The sequence below is a fragment of the Leucobacter faecis genome, from assembly GCF_054456695.2.
In genome coordinates, this window is record NZ_JBTJER020000008.1 from 100,143 (window position 1) to 123,748 (window position 23,606).

Genomic DNA, 23,606 nt, shown 5'->3' on the forward strand with positions numbered 1-23,606 from the left:
CAGGCCGCGTGTGCACGAGAATTCTCATCGCCAAAGTTTAGGCTAGTGGTGTGACCTTTCCACGCGCGTTCGCCCAGTCTGCCGATCCTTCACGTTCGTACGAGACTTGGCCACTCCTCGGCGCACCAGATGCGCTCACACAACTCGCTGAAGACGAGTTTTACGCGCTTGCGAAGCAGACGCCCTGGCGCATGCTCGCGATCGGTGCCAGGCTGCGCTCGATTGACACGGCCGATGTTCTCGCCCGCGAAGCGACAGCGGGCTCGCATGATTGGGCTGCAATAGCGAAGGCGGTCGACGCCTCGGCTGATTTCGAACTGCCGCTCGCTTGGGACCTGACACGCATCACAGTCGCTTCGTTGATCGCAGCAGTGCTCGAGCCCGGCCCCGCAAGTTTTGAGAGGGTCATACGCCTGCTCCGCACCCAGCATGACCGTATTCACCTGGGTGTGCGGTGGGCCGAGCCAGCGCTGCGGCTCGCGACGCAAATCGCAGTGCACCAGGGAGCACGCGATGTGTTCGATTGGGCGTGCGGCCACAAGAACGCAGAAGTCGGGGTCGTGTGGGCTGGATCGGTCGATTTCATGGGACCAGCCACGCCAACGTGGGCGGCTGACTTCGCCCAGGCCGCTGCGACCGGCGCCACTACGCCCGCGCTAGACGCGTGGTGGCGTGCCTGCAACGAGGTGGTCGTGGCTGCGGGCGTCGAACCGTTTGAGTTAGACGTGACTCGCTTCGGCACGCTCGACGTCGACAATCTGTTTGCCGCGTTTCGTGCACCCACTGTGCCTCGGGTCTCGGTGCACGACGTGCTCCCTGCTGGTGAGCGGGCCGCTGACGCCAACGCCGCAGATGTGACCGTGAGCGTCATCGTGCCGGCATATAACCCGACCGTCTCGTTTCTCGCGACGATCCAGTCGCTGCTCGATCAGTCTTGGCCGCACACCGAAATCGTGGTGGTCGACGACTGCTCTCCCGAGGGCCTCGAGTACTTCGAGCAGGCCCAAGCGCTTGACTCTCGCGTGCGCGTGATTCGGCTCACCGAAAACGGCGGTGCGTACCGTGCACGCAACCGCGGCCTGGCCGAGGCGCGCGGCTCTTTCGTCACGTTTCAAGACGCCGATGATCTGTCTCATTCGCGCCGGATCGAGCGCCAGCTGCGCCCGTTGCTCGCTTCGCCGAAGCTCATGGGCACGACTTCTCGCGCGCAGCGCGTACGAGCCGACGGTGCGCTCACGTTCTTTGGTTACCTGTCACACCGCATTAACGACTCGTCACTGCTGTTTCGCAAGGATGAGGTGCTTGCGCGCCTCGGCGGTTTCGATGAGGTGCGCAAGGGTTCTGATTCAGAGTTTCACGAGCGAGTGCAGGCCGCGTTCGGCGCTGAGTCGGTTCTCGCGCTCGAAGACGTACTCAGCCTCGTGCAGCTCACGACGGGGTCGCTGTCGCGCTCTGACTTTCGTTACGGCTGGATGTCTGGCAGCCGGGCAAGCTATTTTCACCAGTTTCGTGCCGCCCACAAGCGCATCGCAGCCACCCCCGAACCAGATTGGCGCTTGGGCCGTGAGCGGCCCCACATCAGTTGGTCTGATCCGGCGCTGCGTGGTGCGAAGAAATCCGGTGAGTACGCCACTGCGGTGCTGGGTGATTGGAAGGCGCGCGTGGAACGCGCGAGCGGGCTCGCGGCGATTGTGCAGGCGGCGTCCGTCGCCGGGGCGCCCGTCGCGTTGCTCACCGGTGTACGGCCGCGGTTTAGCACTGTGCAGCGCGACGGGGTTGCGCCCGAGGTGGCCGAGCTCGTCGAGGGAGCAGGCGCGGTCTGGGCGAACTGGGCCGACACAGCGCACATCGACACTCTCGTGGTGCCCGACCCCGAATACCTCATGTTTCTTCCTGACGCAGCTTCTGCGGGGGTGACGGTCGAGCGGGTTGTTGTCTTACTTGACCAGCCCGTGCCTCACACGCCGCGCGGCATTTCGCTCCCCCCGCTCGATTGGGCTGAACGGCGCGTGACGCAGCGATTTGGCGTGCGCACCGAGTGGGCCAGCAACGCACGAGGTATCGAGGCGCTGCTGCGCGCGGAGGGGCGCGCGCAGGTTCCGCATCCATTCGACGTTCCGTTCGACGTTGGGCATGGGCAGCAAGCGCCCGAGCAGCGGGGGCACGAGCAGCGGGGGCACGAGCGCGCCGACGGCAAACGCCCGACGGTCGGCGTCGCGCTACCTGCGCCCGCCGATAAGAGCGTTCTCGAGCCCGATGCCGCGCTGGCGTTTTTCACCCGAGTACGACCTGAGCACGCAGACCTCGTGGTCTACGACGAAGTCGGCCTGTTCGACGCCCTCACGATTCGTGACCTGCAGCCGTGGCGCGACGCTTCAGTCACGCTGCTGCGCGGTGATCAGCACAGCCGGCGTGAGTTCATGGCGAGGCTAGACGCGCTCCTCGTTGACCCGTTCGACGCACAATTGCTCTCGTCGGCCTCGTGGATCGCGCTCGCGCACGAGACCAATATTCCAGTGTTCGCACCCCGGTCATACGCTGCGGCATACGGCGATCGCGTGCACACGTACACCCGAGACGGGGCCAAAGATCTCGTCAATCTACATCTGCTTAATGCCCGGATCATAGGTGACTCAAGGGTTCACGGCCGCTCTCCCCTTGCTGGTCTCGACCCCTGTTTCTAGGGTGCGAGGGGTGGCGCTTCGGGCCCGGGATAGCCTAACGGCTCAGCTCAGACACGGCCACCCCCGCGTATACTGCAAAGCTATGGCTGCACAGACTGTCCTCAAGGACCCGGAGTTCATGACTCCAGGGTCTGGCAAGGGCCTCCTTGATATCTTCAGTCGCCGGTACCTACTTTCGCTTCTCTTGCGCAAGGGTATGCGAACTCGCTACTACGGCTCACTGCTGGGATGGCTCTGGTCGTACCTGCGGCCAGCCGCGCAGTTCTTAATGTATTTTCTGGTGATCGGCGTGATCCTCAAGGTCAACCGCGGTATTCCAGAGTTTCCGGTGTACCTTTTTGCGGGCATCGTGGCGGTCAACCTCTTCAGCGAGGTGCTGCGCAACACGACCGGTTCTATCACCGACAACTCGTCCCTCGTGCGCAAGATCTATTTTCCGAGAGAGCTCTTTCCAGTAGCGGCCACCGGTGTTGCGCTGGTCCACTTTCTACCGCAGGCAGCGCTGCTGCTCACCGTGGGTCTCTTCTTAGGTTGGACGATCGGCTGGATGCAGGTCTTTGCATTCGTGGCGGGAATGCTGATCATCGTGTTGTTTGCGCTGGGGCTCGGGCTCCTGTTTGGCGCGATCAACGTGAGCTACCGCGACTCGAAGAACATCGTTGACATCATTCTCATGTTTTCAACCTGGGCTTCGCCGGTGCTGTACTCCTGGCAGATGGTCTACGACCGCGCCCCTACCTGGTTGTTCGATCTCTACATGCTCAACCCGATGACGACCGCGATTGAGCTGTTTCACGACGCATTCTGGCTGCCGCTCGCGCCAGACGCTGCGCGTCCCGAGAACCTCATGCTCAACACGGGCTTGGGGCTCGGCATCGCCGTGTTCACGCTGTTCATTGGCCAGTTCGTCTTTCGCCGTTTGGAGGTTAACTTTGCCCAAAATCTCTGATGCTACGGCAGCACCGAACCCCGCGTCTGCAACCAAACCAGCCATCGTCTTGCACGAGGTGACGAAAACTTTTCGGGTTAAGCACACACAGTCGTTTAAAGAGACGCTCATCGCGTCGCTCAAACGCAAGCCCATCTCGACGGTCTTCACGGCCGTCGATAACCTCAGCATTGAGGTGCCTGTCGGTGAGTCTGTTGCCGTCATGGGGCGCAATGGTTCGGGCAAGTCCACGACCCTCAAGATGCTTTCTGGCGTGCTTCGGCCCGACGCTGGTTGGATTCGCATTCGAGGGCGAGTCGCCGGCCTGCTTGAGGTGGGCGCTGGTTTTCACCCCGACCTCACCGGTCGCGAAAACGTCTATCTCAATGCCGCGATTCTTGGCATGACGAAAGAAGAGACCGAGGCGCGCTTTGACGACATCCTCGAGTTCTCTGAGATCGGTGAGTTCATCGATACCGAGGTGAAGCACTATTCGTCAGGCATGTATTCGCGCCTGGGGTTTGCGGTGGCGGTGCACACCGAGTTCGACGTGCTTCTCGTCGACGAGGTGCTCTCTGTGGGCGACGCCCAATTTCGCGAGAAGTGTAATGTGCGCATCAAAGAGCTCACACAGCTCGGCAAAACCGTCTTTGTGGTGAGCCACAACACCTCACAGGTGCGCGAGATCTGCGAACGCGGCATCGTGCTCGAGAACGGCAAGATGGTGTTCGATGGCCCCATCGAGACCGCGGTCGAGTTCATCAAACCGAAGCTGGCGCCGATTCCTGGCGCGCCCGACGGCGGGTTTCCCATTACGGGGCCCATCGAGCGCCTGCACGCACAGAACCCCACCCGCTGGGGCCGTGCACTCCGCGAGCAGGAGGCCATCGCCGAGAACGGCGGCGGCTTCATTCAAGAGTTCGAACGCGGCATCCTCACGACCTCGAAGGCGTTGAAGACCACCAAGGGCATTGCCCGCGGCGCGTTCTGCACCGCCTACCTCAAGCATGGCGGGCCCGCCGGCCGGTGGGGGTTTCTCAACGGCACGCCCACGGGCAGCTCGAACGAGGGAACGCGTGAGCTGCGCTTTCAGTACGGTCAAGCCGCTTTCGACCCCGAGCTGGGTGTCTACTTCACACCCAACGACTAAGCGCGCAAGCGCTACGCATCGCCACGGGGCGCAAACACTGTGTCGATGAGGCGCGCGGTCGCGTGCCCGTCTTCGAGCTCCATGTAGCGCGCCAGAAACTCCCGACGCTCGGGTTCGTGCTGTGCGGCGATCTCTTCTGCGCGCCGGATCAAGCCCTCGAGTTCTGATTGGCTGCGCACGAGGGGCCCCGGTGTCGTATCTTCGTACGGCACCAGGCTGCCACGCCCGTGGAAGTATGCGTCTTCGTCTGGCACATAGTAGAAGACCGGTTTCGCTGTGAGTGCGTAGTCAAATCTGAGCGATGAGTAGTCGAGCACGGCCATGTCTGAAGCCAGTATCAGGTCGTTGATGTCTGGGTAGTCGGTGACATCGATCACCTTGTCGCTCGCCGATGTGCCCACTCGCGCGTTAAACGGGTGCCCGCGCAGCAGCAGCGTGTACCCCGCGCCGAGCGCCGCCACCAGTCGTTCAACGTTGAGCAGCTCAACCATCTCTGCCGTGAAGTCATCGGCCGACATGTAGTCCCGAAACGTGGGCGCGTAGAGAATCGCCTTCGTGGAGGCCTGGATCCCCAAACGCTCTCGCACGGCCGCACGGCGTGCGTCTGCATTGTCGTTCAGCAGCGCATCATTGCGGGGGTAACCGATCTCGAGAATGTCGCCAGCGACGTCGTTCGCGTCGCGGTAGAACTCGAGCAGGCAGCCGGTCGCATACTTCGCAGGCGAGACAAGGTAGTCCCATTCTTGGGCTCGTCGCAGCAGTGACTCCTGGCGTGACGAGTCGAACCCGACCTTGTCCCACCACTGCTTGCCGTTGAGCTTGAACGGATACCCGTGAAATGTTTGTATGAGCACCTGGCCGGCTGGCTTCACGTACCAATCGGGCTGGTGCACGTTCACCATGAAGTACTGCGCTGTTCCGAGCGCCGCATAGTACGCTCGGGTCTCTTCGACGACCACCGTCGCGTCTTCAGGCACCGGCACTGAGCGGTCTTTCACTGCCCAGATCAGTTCGAGGTCGCTGCCTCGGCGTCGCAGTTCGCGGTGCAGCGCGAGCGCCGAGTCATTGGCGGCTTCGCCGTAGAGGTTACGAAACACGATTGAGCGTTGGCCACCGGGCTGCAACGTGAGAAAGCGGTCCCGCATGCGGGCCCGGTTACCGTAGCCCTGCTCTTCGGGGGCTTGGGGCGGCTGCAGGCTACACACCAGTAGGCCCTGCGCCGAGCGCATCACCGTGAGCCGTACCAATTCGCCGTACTGGACGATAGGAAACTCTGCGACCAGTTTGCCTGAGAGATAGAACGGCACGCGAGAACCGTCGGCGGTGGATCCCTCAAACTCAAACCGGCCAGGGGCAATCGCGGTTCGCCCGGTTCCCCACAGGTCCTCCGTCAACGGCAGCACCACGTGCACCCGTTCGCCTGCTGCGGGGCTGCTGCTGTCTACCCGGCACGGCCTCGTGCCCGCGCTTACGCTCGCAAGATGCAGCGCTCCCTTGGGCAGGGTCACGTCAAGCCGCAGTTCGGTGTCGCCCAGTGATACGCCAGTCACCAGCGCCGCACCGCGCAGGTCAACGACGAGCACACGACCTGCTGGCTCTCGTCGCGCGTGCAGCTGTGGCACGACCTGTACCACCGACTGCGGGCCCGCCAGTTCAGCGGTGCCTGGCTCACGCGCGTCGACGGGAAAGACGAGCTCCCTGGTAAGCCTGCGTGCGGCCAAAATATACTCGTGCGGGCCACGCTCAAGATCGGGGAGAGCGACGGCCGCAGTGACCCGGTCATCGCCCAAGTCAGTCACAGCCGACGCCGCGACCACGTCGCCGCCCCGGCGGTCCAGCAACACAATTTCATTCACGTCAGAGAGGTGACATTCGATCTCAACGTGAAGAGTGGTGTCGTCTGACTGGGCGCTGAGCAGCTTCGCTTGCGGCGTCGTGACTCGCAGCGTAGCAGCAGCGCCATCGCTTCCCTCAAACGCGCAGAGCCGCCTGCCCCCATCAAACAGCGCCGCGATGGCAAACACCGTGCGGCCATCGATCAGCAGTGATCCGGAGCGCGCGAATGCACCCGCCACGATCGATACCTCGATGACATAGTCGCCGCTTGTGGTGAGTAGTGCTGCGGGGATCGAGGCGGTCGCGGCCGCCGTCGCGTTGTCGGCGTACCGGCGGGTGTGGTTGAGCGCCGCCACCGCGTCTCGGTAGCGGGCGACGGCCAATTCGCTTCGGGTGCCGTCGGGGGCAACGAGAGTAGCCTCGACCCGCAGGTCTTCTACATCCATGCGCAGGTGGTTCACGTGCGCGAAGAACTGCACCTCGACGGCTGAGCCTTGGTCAGTCACGGTGATGCCGCGCAGAGCGGTTTCAAGCTCGGTCTCTGGGGTCGCGAAGGCGAGCTCTTGCTCGGTAACGAACGGCGCGATCTCTTCACGCAACGGCATCTGGGCAATGATCTGCCTGCCGTGCACGCTGCCGCCAAAGTCGTCTCGGTTCCAGCCACCGCGCTGTAAGAACTCGAGGGCCAGGTCACGCTGATTCGCGACGGTCAGCGCAAACAACACTTTCTTGCGAGCTTCGATGCCCTGCGACATGGCTGGGTTCACACGCTCGACGAGGTACTGCGCTGCCTCCCTGAAGATGTCCCACGACTCGCCCTCCATGCGCCCAATGTTGCGCAGGTAGTCGCCAAAGTTGTTGTTCATCAGTTGCACAATGCGCAAATCTCTGGCGGCGTTAAGCCCGTTCTCCTCGAGAATCTCGAGCGAACGCTGCACGGCAGTGTGGTGATCGCGAAGGTTGCGGGGCTGCGTTGCGTTGTGGGTGGTTGAGCCGCCGCGAATGCGCCAGTTGATGCCCACGTATGAGCGCACATCGATGCCCTGCGCTGAGGTGAACGCCGCCATCGTGAGCGCTTGGTCTTCGAAGAGCAGCCCTTCGGGGAACTCGAACTTCTGCGCATCCCAGAACGTACGCCGGTACACCTTGCTCGTGGCGATGGTGTTCACCATAATCTCGGGGTAGTCCGCGAGCGTCACGCCCGTGCGGTTGGTGGCATGTGCTGCCCGAATCCAGGGTGCTGCGGGCAGAATCGACCCGTTCTTCTCTCGCTGGTAGGCGAGCACCGCCAGGTCAGACCCAGACTCTTGCAGCGACGCGATCGCGTCACTGTAGATGCGCCGGCCCACAAAGTCGTCACTGTCAAAGAAGGTGAGAAACTCGCCACGCGCGTGCGTTATGCCGTTATTGCGAGCAGCGCTCGGGCCAGCGTTCTGTTGACGAACCAGTTTGATGCGCGGGTCACGTTTGGCATACCGGCGCACGATCTCGGCGCTGCCGTCTGGTGAGCCATCGTCGACGAAAATGAGCTGCGTGTTCACGTACTCCTGCGCGAGCAGCGACTCAATGCACTCGGCGAGGTACCGTTCTACGTTGTAGACGGGTACGACGATACTCAGCATCCCCGGCACAAGCCCCGGTGAGAGCTCAGCGCGAGCTCGAATGGCGAGACGTTTACCGAAGCGCAAACCGGCCCGTAACCGATCGTTTGCTGCTTGCCTCATGCGTCAACAGCTCCTGTCACTGCCACAAATCTGTCGTTCTACTAGAACGACTCTACCGGCTTGCACCTGGTCAGGGCCGGGTCGCGGCGCCAGACGCTAGCGCGCTGCGACCGGTGTGTCAGCGAGCCAGGAGCCGCTCAGGGCGACGCCCGCTTTGCCCCAGCCGTCATGAATCTGGGCGGGCCGGCCAGCGGCGCCCTGCGAGCGCACGCGGTCAAGCAGCTGCGCGAGCGCGTTACGCGCGGCCGCACCGTCGTGCTCGCACCAGCGCAGTGCGTGTTCTCGCAGCGCGACGCGGTCAATTTCGCCGCGGCGTGCTCGCTGCGCAAACGACGTCGCGTCGGCTGCCCTTCGAATCGCTGGATACACCGACTCGTCTTCTAAGAATGGATAGTTCACAGCGTCTTCACTTAGCCGCACCGTCGCTGTCGGAATGCCGAGTGCCGCGCTCTCCCAGGCCACTCCGCTCGAGAACTGAAAGAGGAACGGGGGGCCGGTGCGCAACAAGTCAAGGGTGCGATCCCCCTCGTACACCGCCCACCCCGTGGGCAGCAGCGCGTCGATGACGGCCCGGTCCGACCGCGGATGCGGCGCGATCACCATCGGCCCCATCTCCTCACCGGCCACAGCTTCAACGATGCTCCGGATCGTGGCCTCGGGGTGTGGAGACAGCGCGAGCACTCCGGGCCCGGTCAGATCGATATCGGGCATGGGTGCCGCCAGCACATCACTCGCGAGGTTGCCGACCGTGTCGAGCGCGTTTGACTCGACTAAGAGCCGTTCGGCGTAGAAGTCGCGCTCACCCTCGCCGCGAAGACCCGCGTAGGTGACGGGAAGATCGAGGTATGCCCCGTTGGTGGCGACGGGGGCGTGCGGCACGTACACCACGGGCACCTGCTGCTCTCGCGCTGCCGCGGCGAGCGCCCGCATGATCGGAGAGTGCTGGCTCGAGATGAGCACACCCGCGTACTCGCGCAGGTTCATGCCCTGGTAGATCGAATACGCGAGCGCCACTTTGAAGAGTTGGTTCTCGAGCGAATCAGCGACCGCGATGTCGAGGCGGCTTTCGAGGGCCTTACGCAGTCGCTTTTGGGCGCCGCGCACGTTCTTGGCTCCGAGCACGCGCTGCCGAGCTGACTCCGTTGGGGCCTGCACCTCGATGGGTGTTGCCGTGTCGGCGGTGAGCGGATCGACAGCACGGGCCTGGTTCACCGTCTCTGTGACTACGAGAAAGCCGTTGTACTGGGCATGGTTGGCGGGCCGGAACGGGCGCTGTTCGGGCGGCAGCGTGCGCAGCTTGTCGGGCAGGGGCCCTCTGAGATGGCACAGGTCAATTGCCGGCCTCATGCACCAGAGCAGGGTCTCGGCGGCATCGTTGAACAGTCTCAGCACGGGGGCTCCTCACGCGAATCCGTCGGTGTGAGTTCACTATATTGGGAGTCTGCCCGGCTGTGGCATTCTGCGCGTGCCTGTGCGCACGCAGGAATGTTCGCCCGCCCGCGAGCGAGTAAGATTTTGACGAGTGCCCGGGACTTCCCTGGCTCGATGCTGCCGAGGAGTGTGTGCGGATTGCACGAAGCATGGGTGTTGATTCCGGCCCGGGGTGGATCGGTAGGGATCCCGCGCAAGAATGTGCGTATGCTCGGGGGCAAACCGCTGATCCGGCACGTGATTGACACAGCCCTCGAGGTGCTGCCTGCGAGCCGAGTCGTCGTTGTGACCGACGATGCAGAGATCGCAGAGGCAGCCGAGCGCGGGGGCGCGGTCGTGGCCTTCGAGACTATGGCGACCCCTCCCGAGGAGCCCCTCGATACCAAAATCGTGCGTAATCTGCCGTTCTTGCGCAGCCTGGGAGCACAGGTTGGCGACCCGGTGCTGACTGTGCAGCCCACTTCGCCGCTTCTCAAAGCCTCGACGATTCGCGCGGCGATTGAGTTGTTCGCAGACCCCCACGTGCGCTCGGTGCTTACGGTTGCCGACGATCAGCATCTGCGCTGGCGGGCTGACGATGCCGGGAACATCGTGCCCGCATACGCAGCGCGCGTGAATCGGCAGCTCTTGCCGCTCGAGTACCGCGAAACCGGCGGCGTTATTGCAGCCCGGCTCGGAGACATTGAGCGATCGGGGACCCGGGTGATCGAACCGGCGCGCGTGCTACCGCTGGCGGCCGACGAAGCCGTCGACATCGACACATTCTCTGACCTCTACGCTGCGGCGCACCTGCTCAGCCGCAAGCGCATCGCCATTCGTGTGGACGCCTCGCGCACACTCGGCATGGGGCACGCCTATCGCATGCTGGCGTTCGCGGCCGAGATGGCCCGCCACGACCTGACGATCTACCTCAACAGCACAGCGACGCTCGGTCAGCAGCTGTTCGCGGCGTACCCGTATCGGGTTGAGCTTGTAGATGATGAGCCCGACTTTGTGTCACGGGTCGCCGCGGCGCAGCCCGATCTGGTGGTCTTTGACGTGCTCGATACCACCGCGGAGTTAGTGATTGCGGTGCGCGAGGCAGCGCCAGCGGGCAAGATCATCTCGTTTGAAGACCGCGGTACCGGTGCGGAGGCCGTCGACCTGCTCGTCACCGAGTTCATCTCGAACCCGGCGGTGCCCGCGACCCGCAAGCTCGAGGGCATTGAGTATGCAATTCTGTCACCCGCGTTCGAGACCGAGGTCGTACCGGGCAGCGCCCCTGCCGACCCCGTGACCGAGGTGCTCGTGCTCTTTGGCGGTACAGACCCTTCAGGGCTCGCCGTGCGCACGCTGCGCTCGCTTGCGCGCGTTGAGTTCGCGGGCCGGGTGACGGTCGCCCGTGGGCTCGGCGCCGCTCCCATCGATTTGACCGGTTTAGAGCCGCTGCCATATCTATTGGACGTGCTCGACGACGTGAAGAACATGCCCGCGCTCATGGCGCGGGCCGACATCGCCTTCACCTCTGCTGGCCGCACAGTGATCGAGCTGCTTTCTCGTGGAGTACCAGCGGTGTGCCTCGCGCAGAACGAAAAGGAACTCACACACACGCACGCCACCGCGCAGAACGGCGTGTGGAAGTTGGGTCTCGGAGCGCAGGTGAGTGACTTGGATCTCGACGCTGCGACACGCACCATGCTCACGGACACCGCCTTACGGTTCGAGTACGCAGCCCGGGCCCGGGCCGCGGGCTCAAAACGCAGGAATCGGCGAACTATCTCTGAGATACTGACACGACTGGATTTTGAGGATTTTCCTGAGATCTAGGCTGCCCCACTCCAGCTGCTTGAAAGCGAAGGCCGACCGTGTTTGAACGTCCGTATGCCGATCCCTACATCATCGCCGAGATTGGCATGAACTATGAGGGTTCAATCGACCGAGCGAAGGCCATGATTGCCGCCGTCGCGCGCGCGGGCGGCCACGCTGCTAAGTTTCAGACGTACAAGGCCGACACACTCGCGAGCGTGCACAACAGCCCGTCGTACTGGGACACCACGCAAGAACCGACCACGTCGCAGCACGAACTGTTTCAGCGCTTTGATGCTTTCGGGGCTGACGAGTACGCGGAGCTGGCGGCGTACTGCGCCGAGGTCGGCATAGATTTCCTTTCAACCCCCTTCGACCTCGAGGCGGTCGATATGCTCGCGCCGCACATGCCAGCGGTCAAGGTTGCGTCAGCAGACCTCACTAACGTGCCGCTGCTGCGGGCTGTCGCGGCGACGGGTAAGCCCGTGATCGTGTCTACGGGTGCTTCAACGCACGCTGAGGTTGAACGTGCCCTCGACATTCTTGAAGCTGCGGGCGTGCAAGAGATCGCGCTGCTGCACTGCGTGCTCCGCTACCCCACGCCTCACGCCCACGCGAACCTGCTCGGCATCGGGCGCCTCCGCGAAGAGTTCGGTCACCGCGCCGTGATCGGGTATTCAGACCACGTCGCGCCCACCGCAGACGACCGCATGCCGGCGATTGAGATGGCCGCTGTCATGGGTGCCCGCGTCATCGAGAAGCACTTCACTGATGACCGCACGGCTGTGGGCAACGATCACTACCATGCCTTCGACGAAGCGCTCCTCAAGGGATACGTGGACTCGCTTGCTGAAACTCGTGAGCTTGCGGGCGACGGTGTGCCCGACATTGGAGCGCAGATCGCCGCCGTCACGAACGCGCGCAGGCGCATCTTCACGAAGCGAGACATTGCTGCCGGTGAAACGCTGCGGGAGGCCGACCTCATCGCGCTGCGCGCCAACACCGGAATCGAGATTGCCGAGTGGGACGCTGTCGTAGGCGTCACGCTCACCACGGCCAAGCAAGCAGGCGAGCCGATCTACGTCGACGACCTCGCACGGTAACTGGTGTGAGCGTTGAGGTGGCTCACGGGGCTTCCGTGAGCCACATCAGTTAGGCTATCTACCCCATACAGGTAGGGTCGGAACTCCGGCCGGCTATCCCGATGAACTTCCTGTAGGTCATCCGCGCGGGATTGTGCTGGCATCTAGGAGTAAGCGCGGAGAGTCGTGTGGCCTCAGCCGTGGACGATGGTCTTCTGAAACGATTCGTATATCCCCGGAAATCAATCGATCCATTTTGAACCTTGATTTCTTCACGGATGTTCCGTAATCAACACGCCTCGTTCGATCGAGCTGCCTACGTGGTAGCGAAATTTCTGGTGTTCCAAGGTCGGCTGTTGGATGCCCGCACCAGAGAGTTCGGGAGTCTCGGAGTAACGCAGACATAAACAGCGCAATCTCGAAGCTCCCGGTTTCAAAAACCCTGAGCTGATCAGACGGCCAATATACGGTATATAGGCCGTCAGAAGGCTCAACCCTGTCATTGAGAGCAGAACGATAGCTCGGCCCAGAAGTACCGCCCGACTGGCCGAAATCTATTGCTAGTTCCTCGAAGCTTATCCATTCAATCAATTCACTCATACTGCTCAACCTATAAGAGGTTCGAACAAGTCATCTACAGCTTTACGATCATTTCGACATTCCTGCAGCCGCAGGAACCACTAGAGATCGTGGTGCAGTACCTGATTCACGCTATTCAACCGGCACTTCCGGTTTCCCTTGTGGGACGACCTTGTTGGGCGTTAAGTTCAGTTGCCCTGAGGTGGTGAGGTTCAGTCTCTACGCTGCTGGGAGCCTACACGCCAGGTCCTACCACAGCCGCTACCAGAATGGTCCATCAAGCAACTATTCTCCGAAGACGAACGGGGCCGCTTCTCGAAGCCCCCTCTCCAGCATTGGCTTCGTAGTGGCTGCGTAGGTGGCTGTCATGTGTGTGCCATCTCTATATACGACCAAGTTCCCAACGACCGATCTGAACTCTTCTGCACCAACCACAGCGTCGCTAATGTCGACAAACGTAAACTTCTCTGGCAGTTCTCCATTTGATGTCGTCGCCTCAATGTCATCCGAATAGATAGCGCTTCTCGGGTAGGTGCAGTTTGCGCTATCAATGCCATTTTCTTCAAGGCATTCTGGCACGTCAAAAGGCAGTCTTGGTGTGTCACGAATGCCGATGATTGGAAAGCCACGGCTCGTCAGCTCGCGCCAGACTTCAACTGCGCCTGGTTCAATCTTGTCTGGAGATGATGGGTTTGCAACGCTGCCTAGAGTAAAGATGAGATCCGGAGCGTATGACGCAATCACTTCGACGGCATTTTGGTTCCACTCCGCACACTTTGCGTTTGAGGCAGCTACTGAGAGTCGACAACCATTCTTGTCGATTACCACGAGTCGCCAGTTTTGCTCCTGTGCTATTTGCACCATCGCCGGGTACCACTGAACTACGTGCGAACCGCCCGTCATCACGACGGTCCTACCGTTCGTCCTATTCTCTGTTCGATAGTCGTCAAGGTCACACGCTAGGACTGCGCCGGCTCCGGGTTCATCGCGCACTGTCTGCATGCATTCGGCGCCCTTCTTGTAGATCTCTGGTCTGTCCACATATGCCGCGCTCGGGGCGGGTCTTGGCTCCAACTCGAGCAGCTGATCTGTCTCGAACAATGCAAGAGCGCCCTTGTACCCTTCTGACAGCTGTGTTGCGGCAAGGAGCTCTTTTTCCTGTTCTTCCACAACTACCCGGATACCCGCATAGGAAACGAGGCTCAGCACGACCGTCGGTAGAAGCGGCACCGCTACAGCGATCTTCCAATTCCAGTCCTTCAGAGAGCGTGATATCAACAAGCTCGTGATTCGTTCGGTCAATATTGCGAGCACCAGGGATAGACCAAGAACGAGGACGGCCCCCTTCCATCCCAATTTCGAGTAATCACGAACCTGCAAATAGAAGACGAGAATGGGCCAATGCCACAAGTACAGTTGATATGCAATGCGGGCGAAGAAGGTCACTGGCGCAATGCTCATAATCGAAGCTGCTAGTCCAGCTGGTACAGCGCGGGATGCCCCAAAGAGCACAAAGAGCGACGCTAATACCGGCCAAAGAGCCGCATAACCGGGGAACAAAGATCCACCGTCAAAAAGTACCCCGCAAAGCACAATCATCGCCAAACCGACCCAGGTCGACGCCTCGCGTATCCAGGGCCATGCCATGAACGAAGCTGGCACAAACGCAATTAGGGCGCCTGCGCCCAATTCCCAGAACCGTGAGAATGAACTGAAGTAGGCGACCTGTTGGTCGGCGTTCACCAGAATAATGGCCCAAATAAAAGAGGCGGTCGTGGCGATGCCAGTGAATACTAAAAAGGTCCCTCGAAAGGGAACATGAGACACTCGACGGGCGATGAGAGAAATCACAAGCGCGATAAATGGCCATACAAGGAAGAACTGGCCTTGAACGGCTAGCGACCAAAAGTGCTGAACCGGGCTTGTTTCAGGGCCAGCCGCCTCATATGCCAGCTGCGAAGATATGAGCTCCCAGTTCTCGTAGTAGAGAGCCGATGCACGAATCTCTCTAAGCGTCTGCAGGAGGTGGGTTGCAGGGCCCCAGAGCCAGGCAGCTACAAACGTAGCGGTAAGGACAATTACCGCGCTCGGCACGAGCCGTGACGACACTCGAAGAAAGTGATGTTTCAGCCATGTTCCCGCCTCCGCTGAGGAACCGTTACGCGTCGAACCGCCAAAGTATCCCAGCAACTTTCGAGTAAGGAAGTATGCAGAAAGCACGAGGAATACGTCGACACCGCCGGACACACGCCCGTTTCCAAACACGTGAAAGAGCACGACGAGCGTCAGTGCGATACCGCGAACGCCATCGATCTCATGCATGTATGAAGCGAGCGAACGCTTTGCTCCGAGACGTTGCTGACGCGACTTTACATCAGTACTCAATTCTGCTTCGTCCTCCACCGATTGCGAGTAATGAGAGCAAGTCTCGTGAGCCGCCAGGCACATACGTAGTCACGCGATCGCCATGCTCGTTGAGTGTGCTTCGCGGCATTACCGCACGTACCCCAGCTTGTGCGGCACGCTTTACCCAGCTGCCCGCTGAGAGCAGGCCATGCGCAAACAAGTCAGGCACCAGTATGTCAACATCGTTCACGAACTGCGCTGGAGTACACTCATCGGCTGTAACGACGTGCCAACCGCTGAAGTCAATCGGTTCTTGCCGTTCGACCTCGAGGTACCCAAACTGGTCATAGATAACGATCTCTACGAGCTGAGGATCTGGCAGTAGCGAAGCCAACCGTCCTGGTTCCCACCTAACTTGGTCCTCAGGCATGGGCAAAACCAAACCAACTATGGGGCGGCCCCCACGCTCTATCACACGAAGCGCTCGCGGTTCTTCCCACTGGTCCAATACTACGTCACGCCCTTGGTCACTTATATACTTCGCGATATGTGGTGACTCAGCAACCCATGTCGGTGTTACCCCAAAGTGTGACAGCACACGTTCTTCACACCATGCCAAGGGCGCGAGAATTGGCGACGACACTTGCTTCAGGTCGCGAAGTGACTGCCCCACCCTAATCTCGACTCGAGAGGCGGTAACGCCCATCTCGTTCGCATCAGGTAAATATAGAAGGTACTCGGGATCCGCCACAACAAGAGTCTCGATGTGGGTCTGATCGATCCAGTTCACCCACGTCGCTACACCGGCTTCGACTGCTCCAGTGAGTTCGTTTGATACCGCATCACGTGCGAGCGAACTGAAACGTGGAAAGACGCCATTGAGCAAACCAACAGGACCTTCAGCGCGGCCGATGAGTCGTTCACGCAAGTATTTTTCACCGTCTGTGGGGATCTCAACACGCTCACGCCAGTCTTTGAGCGCGGCGAGTTCAAGCGATGCTGTTGCTTTCTGGCCACGCATTCCGGGAGCAGACCAAGACACGTAGGGGTCGTCAGGAGTGAGGCGCCAGTCAGCTTGCTCGCTCGCGGCAATCTCGCGGTGGCGCCGGCGGTACTGGTGCACGTAGCTCACGCGGTTGCCCGACATCCACCCATGCCGAAAATCAGAGCGCGAAAGTGACCCGATGGTCAGCTGCACGAGCGCAAGCACTTCGGGAATGCGTCGAATCGCGTCTGGCCCGAATGCTGCGGTAAGCCGCTGCGCGAACTCAGAGTCGCCACCCTTGCGCACGCCGTCGAAACCGCCGAGGGCTTCAAGGACCAACTCACGCCTAAAGAACATCGAGGACGCGTTTGACCGGTGCGGCGTGTATCCCAAAAACGTGAGGCTGCCGTCGATGACTGCGCGTTGTGCGCGCGACTCGGTCGCGACCAGAGCATCGTCAGCGAGCAAGGGTGCAATCTGATACTCGACGCGCCTCGTGTGAGAAATATCGTCTGCGTCCTGAAACGTAACGTACTCGCCAGACGCGGCGAGCAAGCCCGCGTTTCTCGCCCGGTATGCCCCACCGTTCTCAGGCATTTGAATCACGCGCACTCGGCTGTCGATCTCGGTAGCAGCCTGCAAAAACTCGTGGCCCGCGGTGGATCGGTCGTCCATGACGAGAATCTCGAGATTCGCCCAGGACTGCCAGACGAGAGACTCGATCGTGCGCAAAAACGACGACTCGGGGTTGTAGGTGGGCACGATGACTGACACCAGCGGCTGCTCATGGACCGGCACCGTCGCCGCCCCTACGCGCGGCGCATGCACCGCGCCGAAAATCTCGTTTTCTGATTCGAGCTTGCTCAGGTCAAGTTCGAACGGTTCGAGGCCAGCGTCGATGATCAACTCGTTGAAGCGACGCCACCAGGTGTCGACGTTTGCAGGTAACTTACCCTTGCCGGTGGCGTACGTGCGTGCTTCTGCCCAGGCAGCTTCCCCTGATGGTCTCAACGCGTCGAGCTCTGCGGCCCAAATAACGTCGGGCTCAGCAAACGGCATCGAGCTCAGGTGCCGCACAACGTCAAAGGCACCGCGCATAGCTGCCATCTGCAGCCCCAGGCGCAAGACATGATGTCCTCCTTGGGGGGCGAGGCAGCGTTGGTTCGGAATGTTACGCAACACTTTGACCGCGAGGTCGAACCGCGCGGGTGTGGGGTCGAGCACGCCGTGCAGTACCGCGGCCGCGACGACGCGATAGTGCTCCCACTGGTCGAGCTGCTCGCGGGAACCGTCCAGCTCAATCTCACGGCGCATACGCTCCCAGGTGTATTCCCCTGAGCTCGCCTCCCATGCCATGCGGTCAAGCGCATCGCTTGACCGCATGCGAGCACCGATTCCGAACGTGCGCCACACTGAGCGACGACTCATTACGAAAAATCGTTCGAGATCGATTTCTGCGATCGCAGCTTCGCTGTCGACGTCAGAAAAAAGACCGTGCACATACGGCCATTGAGTGAAACTCATTGGTGCTCAGATCACGACCGCTCGGTTTCGGTCGCGCCGCGGCGCCCCAGCTCAATTTCGTATGCGAGCCGCACCGCTACACGCTCGGGAAGGTGCTGGTGCAGCAACTCGACGCTCTCGCTGAGTTCGTCCAGTTCTTCGCGCAGGCTCTCGGCATCACCCGCGGCTCCGCCCGGGGCGGAGTTCCTCAAGCGGGCATCAAAATCTTCGTTATTGCGGTATACGGCCGAGAGCACCTTACGCAGAAACAGCAGCATGAGCGCAGCGCTCACCACCACTGTGACGGTAAGACCGATAAGCGCAAAACGCAGCGGGCCAAACAGGGCCACCAGCACCGTGATGCACGCACAGAGGATGAGAAGCCCAAGGACCGCCCACTGCCTAAAATTCAATCGCATAAAACTTCTCCATCACTTGACCAAGCACAGGGCACCGACCAGCGTGGCGGGTGTACTTGCCTGTGGCTACAGGCGGTGGATTCGGGGGCCGCTCAGGCTGTTGCGTGTGTCAAACACCGGGGTGTCAGACTCGACCAGCAGCGAGAGATCAATGTTTGAGTGATCGGTCACCACGATCGCAATGTCTGACGCTTCGACAGTCTCGGGTGTGAGCGTCACCCGCTCTGCCCCCTCGGGCCAGCGGTGATCTTCTACGTGACTGTCAACGGCAAGCACCTCTGCACCAAAGCTTTGCAACAGCTCGATGATACGCAGCGCGGGCGATTCACGTGAGTCGCCCGAGTTCTTCTTATAGGCGATGCCCACGAGCAGCACCTTCGCGCCGCGCAGCGCCTTACCCTCATCGTTGAGCAGGTGCATGACGCGCTGCACGACGTGATCTGGCATGTGCTCGTTCACGTCGTTCGCCAGTTCAACGAAACGGAAGTTGCGCCCCAACTGCGTACGTACCTTCCACGACAGGTAGCTCGGGTCGATCGGCAGGCAGTGACCGCCGACGCCGGGGCCGGGCGTAAACTTCATGAACCCGAAGGGCTTGGTCGCCGCAGCGTCGATCGCTTCCCACACGTTGACACCCAGCTCGTGAGCGAACACGGCTAGCTCGTTCACGAGTGCGATGTTCACGTGACGAAAGGTGTTCTCGAGCAGTTTCGCTGTCTCGGCCTCGCGCGGAGTACTGACGGGAACGGTCTGGTCGACAAGATCAGAGAACAGTCCGTCAATCTTCGCGAGCGATGCAGCGTCGATGCCCGAAACAATCTTGGGCGTGGTCTTGAACCCAAACTGCGGGTTGCCCGGGTCAATACGCTCGGGGCTGTATCCCACGTGAAAGTCTGCGCCAGCGCTCAGCGACGAACCCGCTTCAAGGATCGGCACGAGCAGCTCCTGCGTCGTACCCGGGTAGGTCGTCGACTCGAGCACGACCGTCGCACCGGGCGTGATGTAAGGAGCGAGCGACGCGCCCGCGCTCTCAATGAAGCTGAGATCAGGCAGCGAATCCTTGAGCGGTGTCGGCACCGTAATAACGGCGAAGTCAAAGCCCTCGGCTGAGGCATAGTCGGCGGTCGCACGGTAACGCCCCGTCTCGCGCGCAGCACCCAGCACCTCATCTGAGATGTCTTCGATGTACGAGTCACCGTTGTTTAGCGCGTCGATGCGGCGGCTATCGAAGTCGATGCCGACCACGTCGTACCCGGCCTCTACGGCGCGAACCGCGAGCGGCAGGCCAACGTATCCCTGACCAATGACGATGAGTTTGGGCGCGACTGAACTATTCACTCGGCTATTCTAAGCCCTCTGTGCTGACACTCTCTGGTGCTCCACCCGCATCACCGCGCGACGCAAACACAATGTCGACGAGGCGGGCGGCCGCATGACCGTCCTCCTGCTCCATAAAATCGGCGATAAATCGCTGCCGCACGGGTTCGTACTCGCGCGCCACATCATCGGCTCGGCGAATCTGCCTAGTCAGCTCCCCCTGGTCGGTGATCTGCGGGCCCGAGACGGTGTCGTCGTAGGGCACAAAGCTTTCACGCCCCGCAAAGTAACGCTCGCGGTCTGACACAAAGAACAACGCAGGCTTGCCCGTGAGGGCGTAGTCAAAGCGCAGCGACGAGTAGTCGAGAATCGCCATGTCTGACGCGAGAATCAGGTGGTTGATGTCGTGGTAGTCGGTCACGTTGATAAACGCACTGTTGTGCCGGGTCTCGCTCTGCGCATTGAACGGGTGCCCGCGCATCAAAATCACGTAGTCGGGCCCCAGCTCGTCGCTCAGCTGCGCAAAGTCGAGAAACTCGGGCATCGCGACCGGCGACATCTGGTCGGCCGACAGGTAATCGCGGTACGTGGGTGCATACAAGATGACGCGCTTGTCGTCGCCAATGCCCAGTCGGGCGCGCGTCTCGTCGCGCAGCTTCGAAGCCTGCGCGTCAAGCAGCGCGTCATTGCGGGGGTACCCGATCTCGAGTACCTCGCTCGGCACGCCCTCGCTCGAACGGTAAAACTCGAGCAGCGGCGCGGTCGCATACTTCGCCGGCGACACGAGGTAGTCCCACTCGTCGGCGCGCCTAAACAGCGACTCCTGGCGCTCGGCAGTGTCGCCCAACTTCTGCCACCACCTGCGCCCCTGCAGTTTGAAGGGGTAGCCGTGGTGCGTCTGAACGAGCACCTGGCCCTCGGGCTTTACGTACCACTCGGGCTGGTGCACGTTGACCATCACGTACTTCGCGGTACCAAACGCCTCGTAGTATTCGCGGCTCTCTTCGAGCACAGTGCGCGCTCCCTCGGGCACCCGCACCGATGCGTCACGCACCGCCCACACCAGATCGAGGTCTGCGCCTCGCTTCACCAGCTCGTTGTGCACGGCGAGCGCCGAGTCGTTTGCGTCTTCGCCATAGCGGTTACGAAACAGCACGGTCTTGCTATCTGAGGCTGGCCGAAGCGTCGCAAAATGGTCACGCAGCCGCCACCGGTCGCCCCACCCGATCTCGTCGTCTGCGTGCGGCGGGTCGATGTGCACGCGCAGCAGGTCGCGCGGCGACCTTTCAAGCGACACCCTCACGGTGCTGGTGAGTGCCCGCACCGGCAGCTGCTGTGCGAGCTCATGCCCCAGGTACAACCGCACCCGGTTCCCGTCGACGTCACGCGCCATCAGGCGGTACTCGCCCCGCTTCAGGCCCGTGGTGCCGAGGCCCCACGCGTTCGCGCGCAGCGGCATCGCGACCGCCAAGCCCTCACCGTGCTCGGTAATCTTCAGGCTGTGTTCAAACGATCCGGATCGTGCCGTGCCGCCCACCAGCTTCGCAGCGCCCGCGGGCAGCTGCACCGCCAGCAAGATTTCGTCTTCGGTCACGTCGACGCCCGTCACGAGCGCGCCACCGCGCGCGTCGACGATGAGGGTGCGGCCCGGCTCCTGTTGAAACAGGAGCGACTCTGAGGCCTTACCCGGCTGCTCGGCGAGCTGCTGCCTTCGCAGCAGAAACTCTGCCGGCGTCGTGTGCAGCTGCGCTGCGACGTGCACGTAGGTACTCGAACGTGCACCTGACTTGTCGCCGGGCTGTGCACCGAGCTGCGCACTCGGCTGTGCGTTCGACGGTGCGTTCGACAGTGCCGCGCCCGGCAGCGTCGGGTAGTGCTTGGTGCCGCGGCTATCAACCGCCACGAGCAGGTATTCGACCGGGCCGCGTTCGGCGCTCGGCAGCGCGATCGTAGCCGAGTAACCGGTACTGCGGTTGCCCGCCACCGCGGTCGCTTCACGCTGGGCGCGCAGGCGGTCGTCGACGCGCTCGAGCGCGACCTGCTTCACATCGAGGTCGCTCGTGAGCGTGAGCTGAACGCTGCCGCGCTCGCACACTGCGCTCGCAACCCGCACCGCAGGCCGCCACACGCGCAGCTGCGCCTTTTCGTCAGCGCGCCCCACAGGAGCAAACAGGCGGTCTGTGTCGAGCTGCGCAGCAACCGAAAACTCGCTCCTATCGTCGAGCGTCACGGTCGCGGTGCGAGTGAGGGCACCCGCCGTCATCGTGGCGCGCAGCTCGTAGTCACCGTTTGCCGCGAGCAGCGCGTGCGGCACGTGCACCGTCGCAGCGCCCGTCGACATGTCGGCGTAGCGGCGCGTGTTCGAGCGCGCATCAAGGTGGGACTTGCGACGCGTCACCTGCAGCGGGGTGGCCGTGCCGTCGGGGGCGACGAGACTCACCTCGAGCTGGTTGTCGACGCGATCGATGGGCAGGTGGTTAATGTGCGCAAACAGGTCGATCTCGACGTCGTTCTGCGCACCCGCCGCGCTGCCGGTCGCCGCGGTGTCAGCCGCCGCGCTGTCAGCCGCGCGCACGCGCCGCCACACCGCGTGCAGCTGCGTCTCTTGCACCGAGTAGACGAATGCCATCTCGGGGAGCACCTGCGCGAGCTCCTCGCGCAGTGGCACGGCTGCGATGATCGAATCGCCCTGCAGTGCACCCCCAAACAGGTCGCGGTGCCAGCCGCGCTCGGTCAAGAAGCGTTCGGCGAGGTCGCGTTCACCGCGCACGATGAGCCCCACGAGCACCTTTTTGCGCACCTCGATCTGGCGCCACATGTCGTCGGTGGTCTGGTCGCTCAGGTAGGTGAGAAACTCGACGAACTCGCGCCAGGCATCGTCGCCCATCTGAAAGATGTTGGGCAAGAACTCGCCCAGGTTGTTGTTGAGGTTTTGCAGAATGCGCACGTCACACGCGTCGGTCGCCCCAAACCGCTCGAGCTGCTCGATCGAGTCGCGCACCGCGATCAGGTGGTGGGCGATGTTGCGGGGGTTGACCAGCTGCTGCGAGATCGACGTCTGGTCGTTGCGTATGCGCCAGTTGATGCTGGTGCGCGGCAGCACGTCGAACGTGCGGGCCGCGGCATACGCGGCCATCGAGACGGCCTGGTCTTCGTAGAGCAGTCCCTCAGGAAACTCGAAGCCGTGCTCCACCCAAAACTCACGCCGGTACACCTTGCTCCAGGCGACCGCGTTGACCATGATGTCAGGAAACTCGGCGAGCGACACCGCATCGCGGCGCCCCGCGTGCGCGGCGCGCACCCACTCACCCGCGGGCGGAAAACTACCGTTGCGTTCACGCCGGTACGGCATCACCGCAAAGTCTGAGCCCGTGCGCGTAAGGCTCTCAATCGCGTCTTGGTACGCGTGACGGTCGACAAAGTCGTCGCTGTCAAGAAATGCGAGGTATTCGCCGCGCGCGTGCTCGATGCCGGTGTTGCGGGCCGCGCTCAGGCCACCGTTCTTGCGTCGCACGATCTCAATACGCGGGTCCCACTTGGCATAGCTGCGCGCGACCTCGTAGCTGCGGTCGGGGGACCCGTCGTCAACGACGACAATCTGCACGTTGGGGTAGTTCTGCTTTTGCAGTGACTCGAGGCACTCACCGATGTAGCGCTCCACGCCGTACATCGGCACGACGATGCTGAGCAGCCCCGGCACGCTGCCGCGGGTCATCATGCGGCGCCCGCGCGCCACGGTGCCGAGCGCGCGACGCTTCGTCATGCGCACTTTCTCGCGCAGCGGCAGCAGTTCTGGGCTCGACAGCTTATCGACGAGCTTCGTTCGAATACTCACGG

The 23,606-nt window shown here is 61.9% G+C and carries 12 protein-coding genes; 5 read left to right on the top strand and 7 right to left on the bottom strand.

The features are described 5' to 3' along the window. Positions 1-50 precede the first annotated feature (50 nt). The 3 genes from ACXR2W_RS10240 to ACXR2W_RS10250 all read left to right on the top strand — a co-directional run bounded on the left by ACXR2W_RS10240 (position 51) and on the right by ACXR2W_RS10250 (position 4,762). Positions 51-2,684, top strand: coding sequence for a glycosyltransferase family 2 protein (locus ACXR2W_RS10240; protein WP_458814830.1), 2,634 nt, complete (start codon positions 51-53; stop codon positions 2,682-2,684). A gap of 82 nt (positions 2,685-2,766) precedes the next feature. Continuing rightward, positions 2,767-3,633: an ABC transporter permease gene (locus tag ACXR2W_RS10245; RefSeq protein ID WP_458814832.1), complete on the top strand. Its 867-nt coding sequence runs from the start codon at positions 2,767-2,769 to the stop codon at positions 3,631-3,633. Continuing rightward, positions 3,617-4,762, top strand: a complete 1,146-nt coding sequence (locus ACXR2W_RS10250) for an ABC transporter ATP-binding protein (protein WP_458814834.1) — start codon at positions 3,617-3,619, stop codon at positions 4,760-4,762. The genes ACXR2W_RS10245 and ACXR2W_RS10250 overlap by 17 nt, the downstream gene beginning before the upstream one ends. Positions 4,763-4,773: 11 nt before the next feature. Here ACXR2W_RS10250 and ACXR2W_RS10255 read toward each other — a convergent pair whose 3' ends face one another. Together ACXR2W_RS10255 and ACXR2W_RS10260 are read right to left on the bottom strand one after the other, a co-directional pair. Next, positions 4,774-8,322: a bifunctional glycosyltransferase/CDP-glycerol:glycerophosphate glycerophosphotransferase gene (locus ACXR2W_RS10255; protein WP_458814836.1), complete on the bottom strand. Its 3,549-nt coding sequence runs from the start codon at positions 8,320-8,322 to the stop codon at positions 4,774-4,776. A 96-nt stretch (positions 8,323-8,418) separates the two neighbouring features. After that, on the bottom strand, positions 8,419-9,714 hold the full coding sequence (locus ACXR2W_RS10260; protein ID WP_458814838.1) for a glycosyltransferase family protein: 1,296 nt from the start codon (positions 9,712-9,714) through the stop codon (positions 8,419-8,421). A gap of 153 nt (positions 9,715-9,867) precedes the next feature. Here ACXR2W_RS10260 and ACXR2W_RS10265 point away from each other — a divergent pair, with 153 nt between their 5' ends. Both ACXR2W_RS10265 and ACXR2W_RS10270 read left to right on the top strand, forming a co-directional pair. Next, complete coding sequence (locus tag ACXR2W_RS10265) at positions 9,868-11,559, top strand: cytidylyltransferase domain-containing protein (protein ID WP_458814841.1); 1,692 nt, start codon at positions 9,868-9,870, stop codon at positions 11,557-11,559. A gap of 38 nt (positions 11,560-11,597) precedes the next feature. Then, positions 11,598-12,641: an N-acetylneuraminate synthase family protein gene (locus tag ACXR2W_RS10270; protein WP_458814843.1), complete on the top strand. Its 1,044-nt coding sequence runs from the start codon at positions 11,598-11,600 to the stop codon at positions 12,639-12,641. A gap of 843 nt (positions 12,642-13,484) precedes the next feature. On the opposite strand, the gene ACXR2W_RS10275 is transcribed toward ACXR2W_RS10270, so the two are convergent. The 5 genes from ACXR2W_RS10275 to ACXR2W_RS10295 form a co-directional block, all read right to left on the bottom strand. Continuing rightward, on the bottom strand, positions 13,485-15,521 hold the full coding sequence (locus ACXR2W_RS10275; RefSeq protein ID WP_458814845.1) for an acyltransferase family protein: 2,037 nt from the start codon (positions 15,519-15,521) through the stop codon (positions 13,485-13,487). A gap of 52 nt (positions 15,522-15,573) precedes the next feature. Next, entirely contained in the window at positions 15,574-17,958 is a 2,385-nt protein-coding gene (locus ACXR2W_RS10280; RefSeq protein WP_489948847.1) for a glycosyltransferase family 2 protein, read from the bottom strand. Between the two features lie 107 nt (positions 17,959-18,065). Then, complete coding sequence (locus tag ACXR2W_RS10285; RefSeq protein ID WP_458814849.1) at positions 18,066-18,452, bottom strand: hypothetical protein; 387 nt, start codon at positions 18,450-18,452, stop codon at positions 18,066-18,068. 66 nt (positions 18,453-18,518) lie between these two features. Beyond that, positions 18,519-19,790, bottom strand: coding sequence for a nucleotide sugar dehydrogenase (locus ACXR2W_RS10290; protein ID WP_458814851.1), 1,272 nt, complete (start codon positions 19,788-19,790; stop codon positions 18,519-18,521). A gap of 4 nt (positions 19,791-19,794) precedes the next feature. After that, the gene (locus ACXR2W_RS10295; RefSeq protein ID WP_458814853.1) at positions 19,795-23,604 is read right to left on the bottom strand and encodes a bifunctional glycosyltransferase/CDP-glycerol:glycerophosphate glycerophosphotransferase; all 3,810 of its coding nucleotides are present in this window, start codon (positions 23,602-23,604) and stop codon (positions 19,795-19,797) included. Positions 23,605-23,606 lie beyond the last annotated feature (2 nt).

Bases quoted from the DNA above. Each gene is read 5' to 3' on its own strand.
- ACXR2W_RS10245 (WP_458814832.1), top strand. From the start codon at position 2,767: ATGGCTGCACAGACTGTCCTCAAGGACCCGGAGTTCATGACTCCAGGG.
- ACXR2W_RS10255 (WP_458814836.1), bottom strand. From the start codon at position 8,322: ATGAGGCAAGCAGCAAACGATCGGTTACGGGCCGGTTTGCGCTTCGGT.
- ACXR2W_RS10265 (WP_458814841.1), top strand. From the start codon at position 9,868: ATGCTGCCGAGGAGTGTGTGCGGATTGCACGAAGCATGGGTGTTGATT.
- ACXR2W_RS10275 (WP_458814845.1), bottom strand. From the start codon at position 15,521: ATGCATGAGATCGATGGCGTTCGCGGTATCGCACTGACGCTCGTCGTG.
- ACXR2W_RS10280 (WP_489948847.1), bottom strand. From the start codon at position 17,958: ATGAGTCGTCGCTCAGTGTGGCGCACGTTCGGAATCGGTGCTCGCATG.
- ACXR2W_RS10285 (WP_458814849.1), bottom strand. From the start codon at position 18,452: ATGCGATTGAATTTTAGGCAGTGGGCGGTCCTTGGGCTTCTCATCCTC.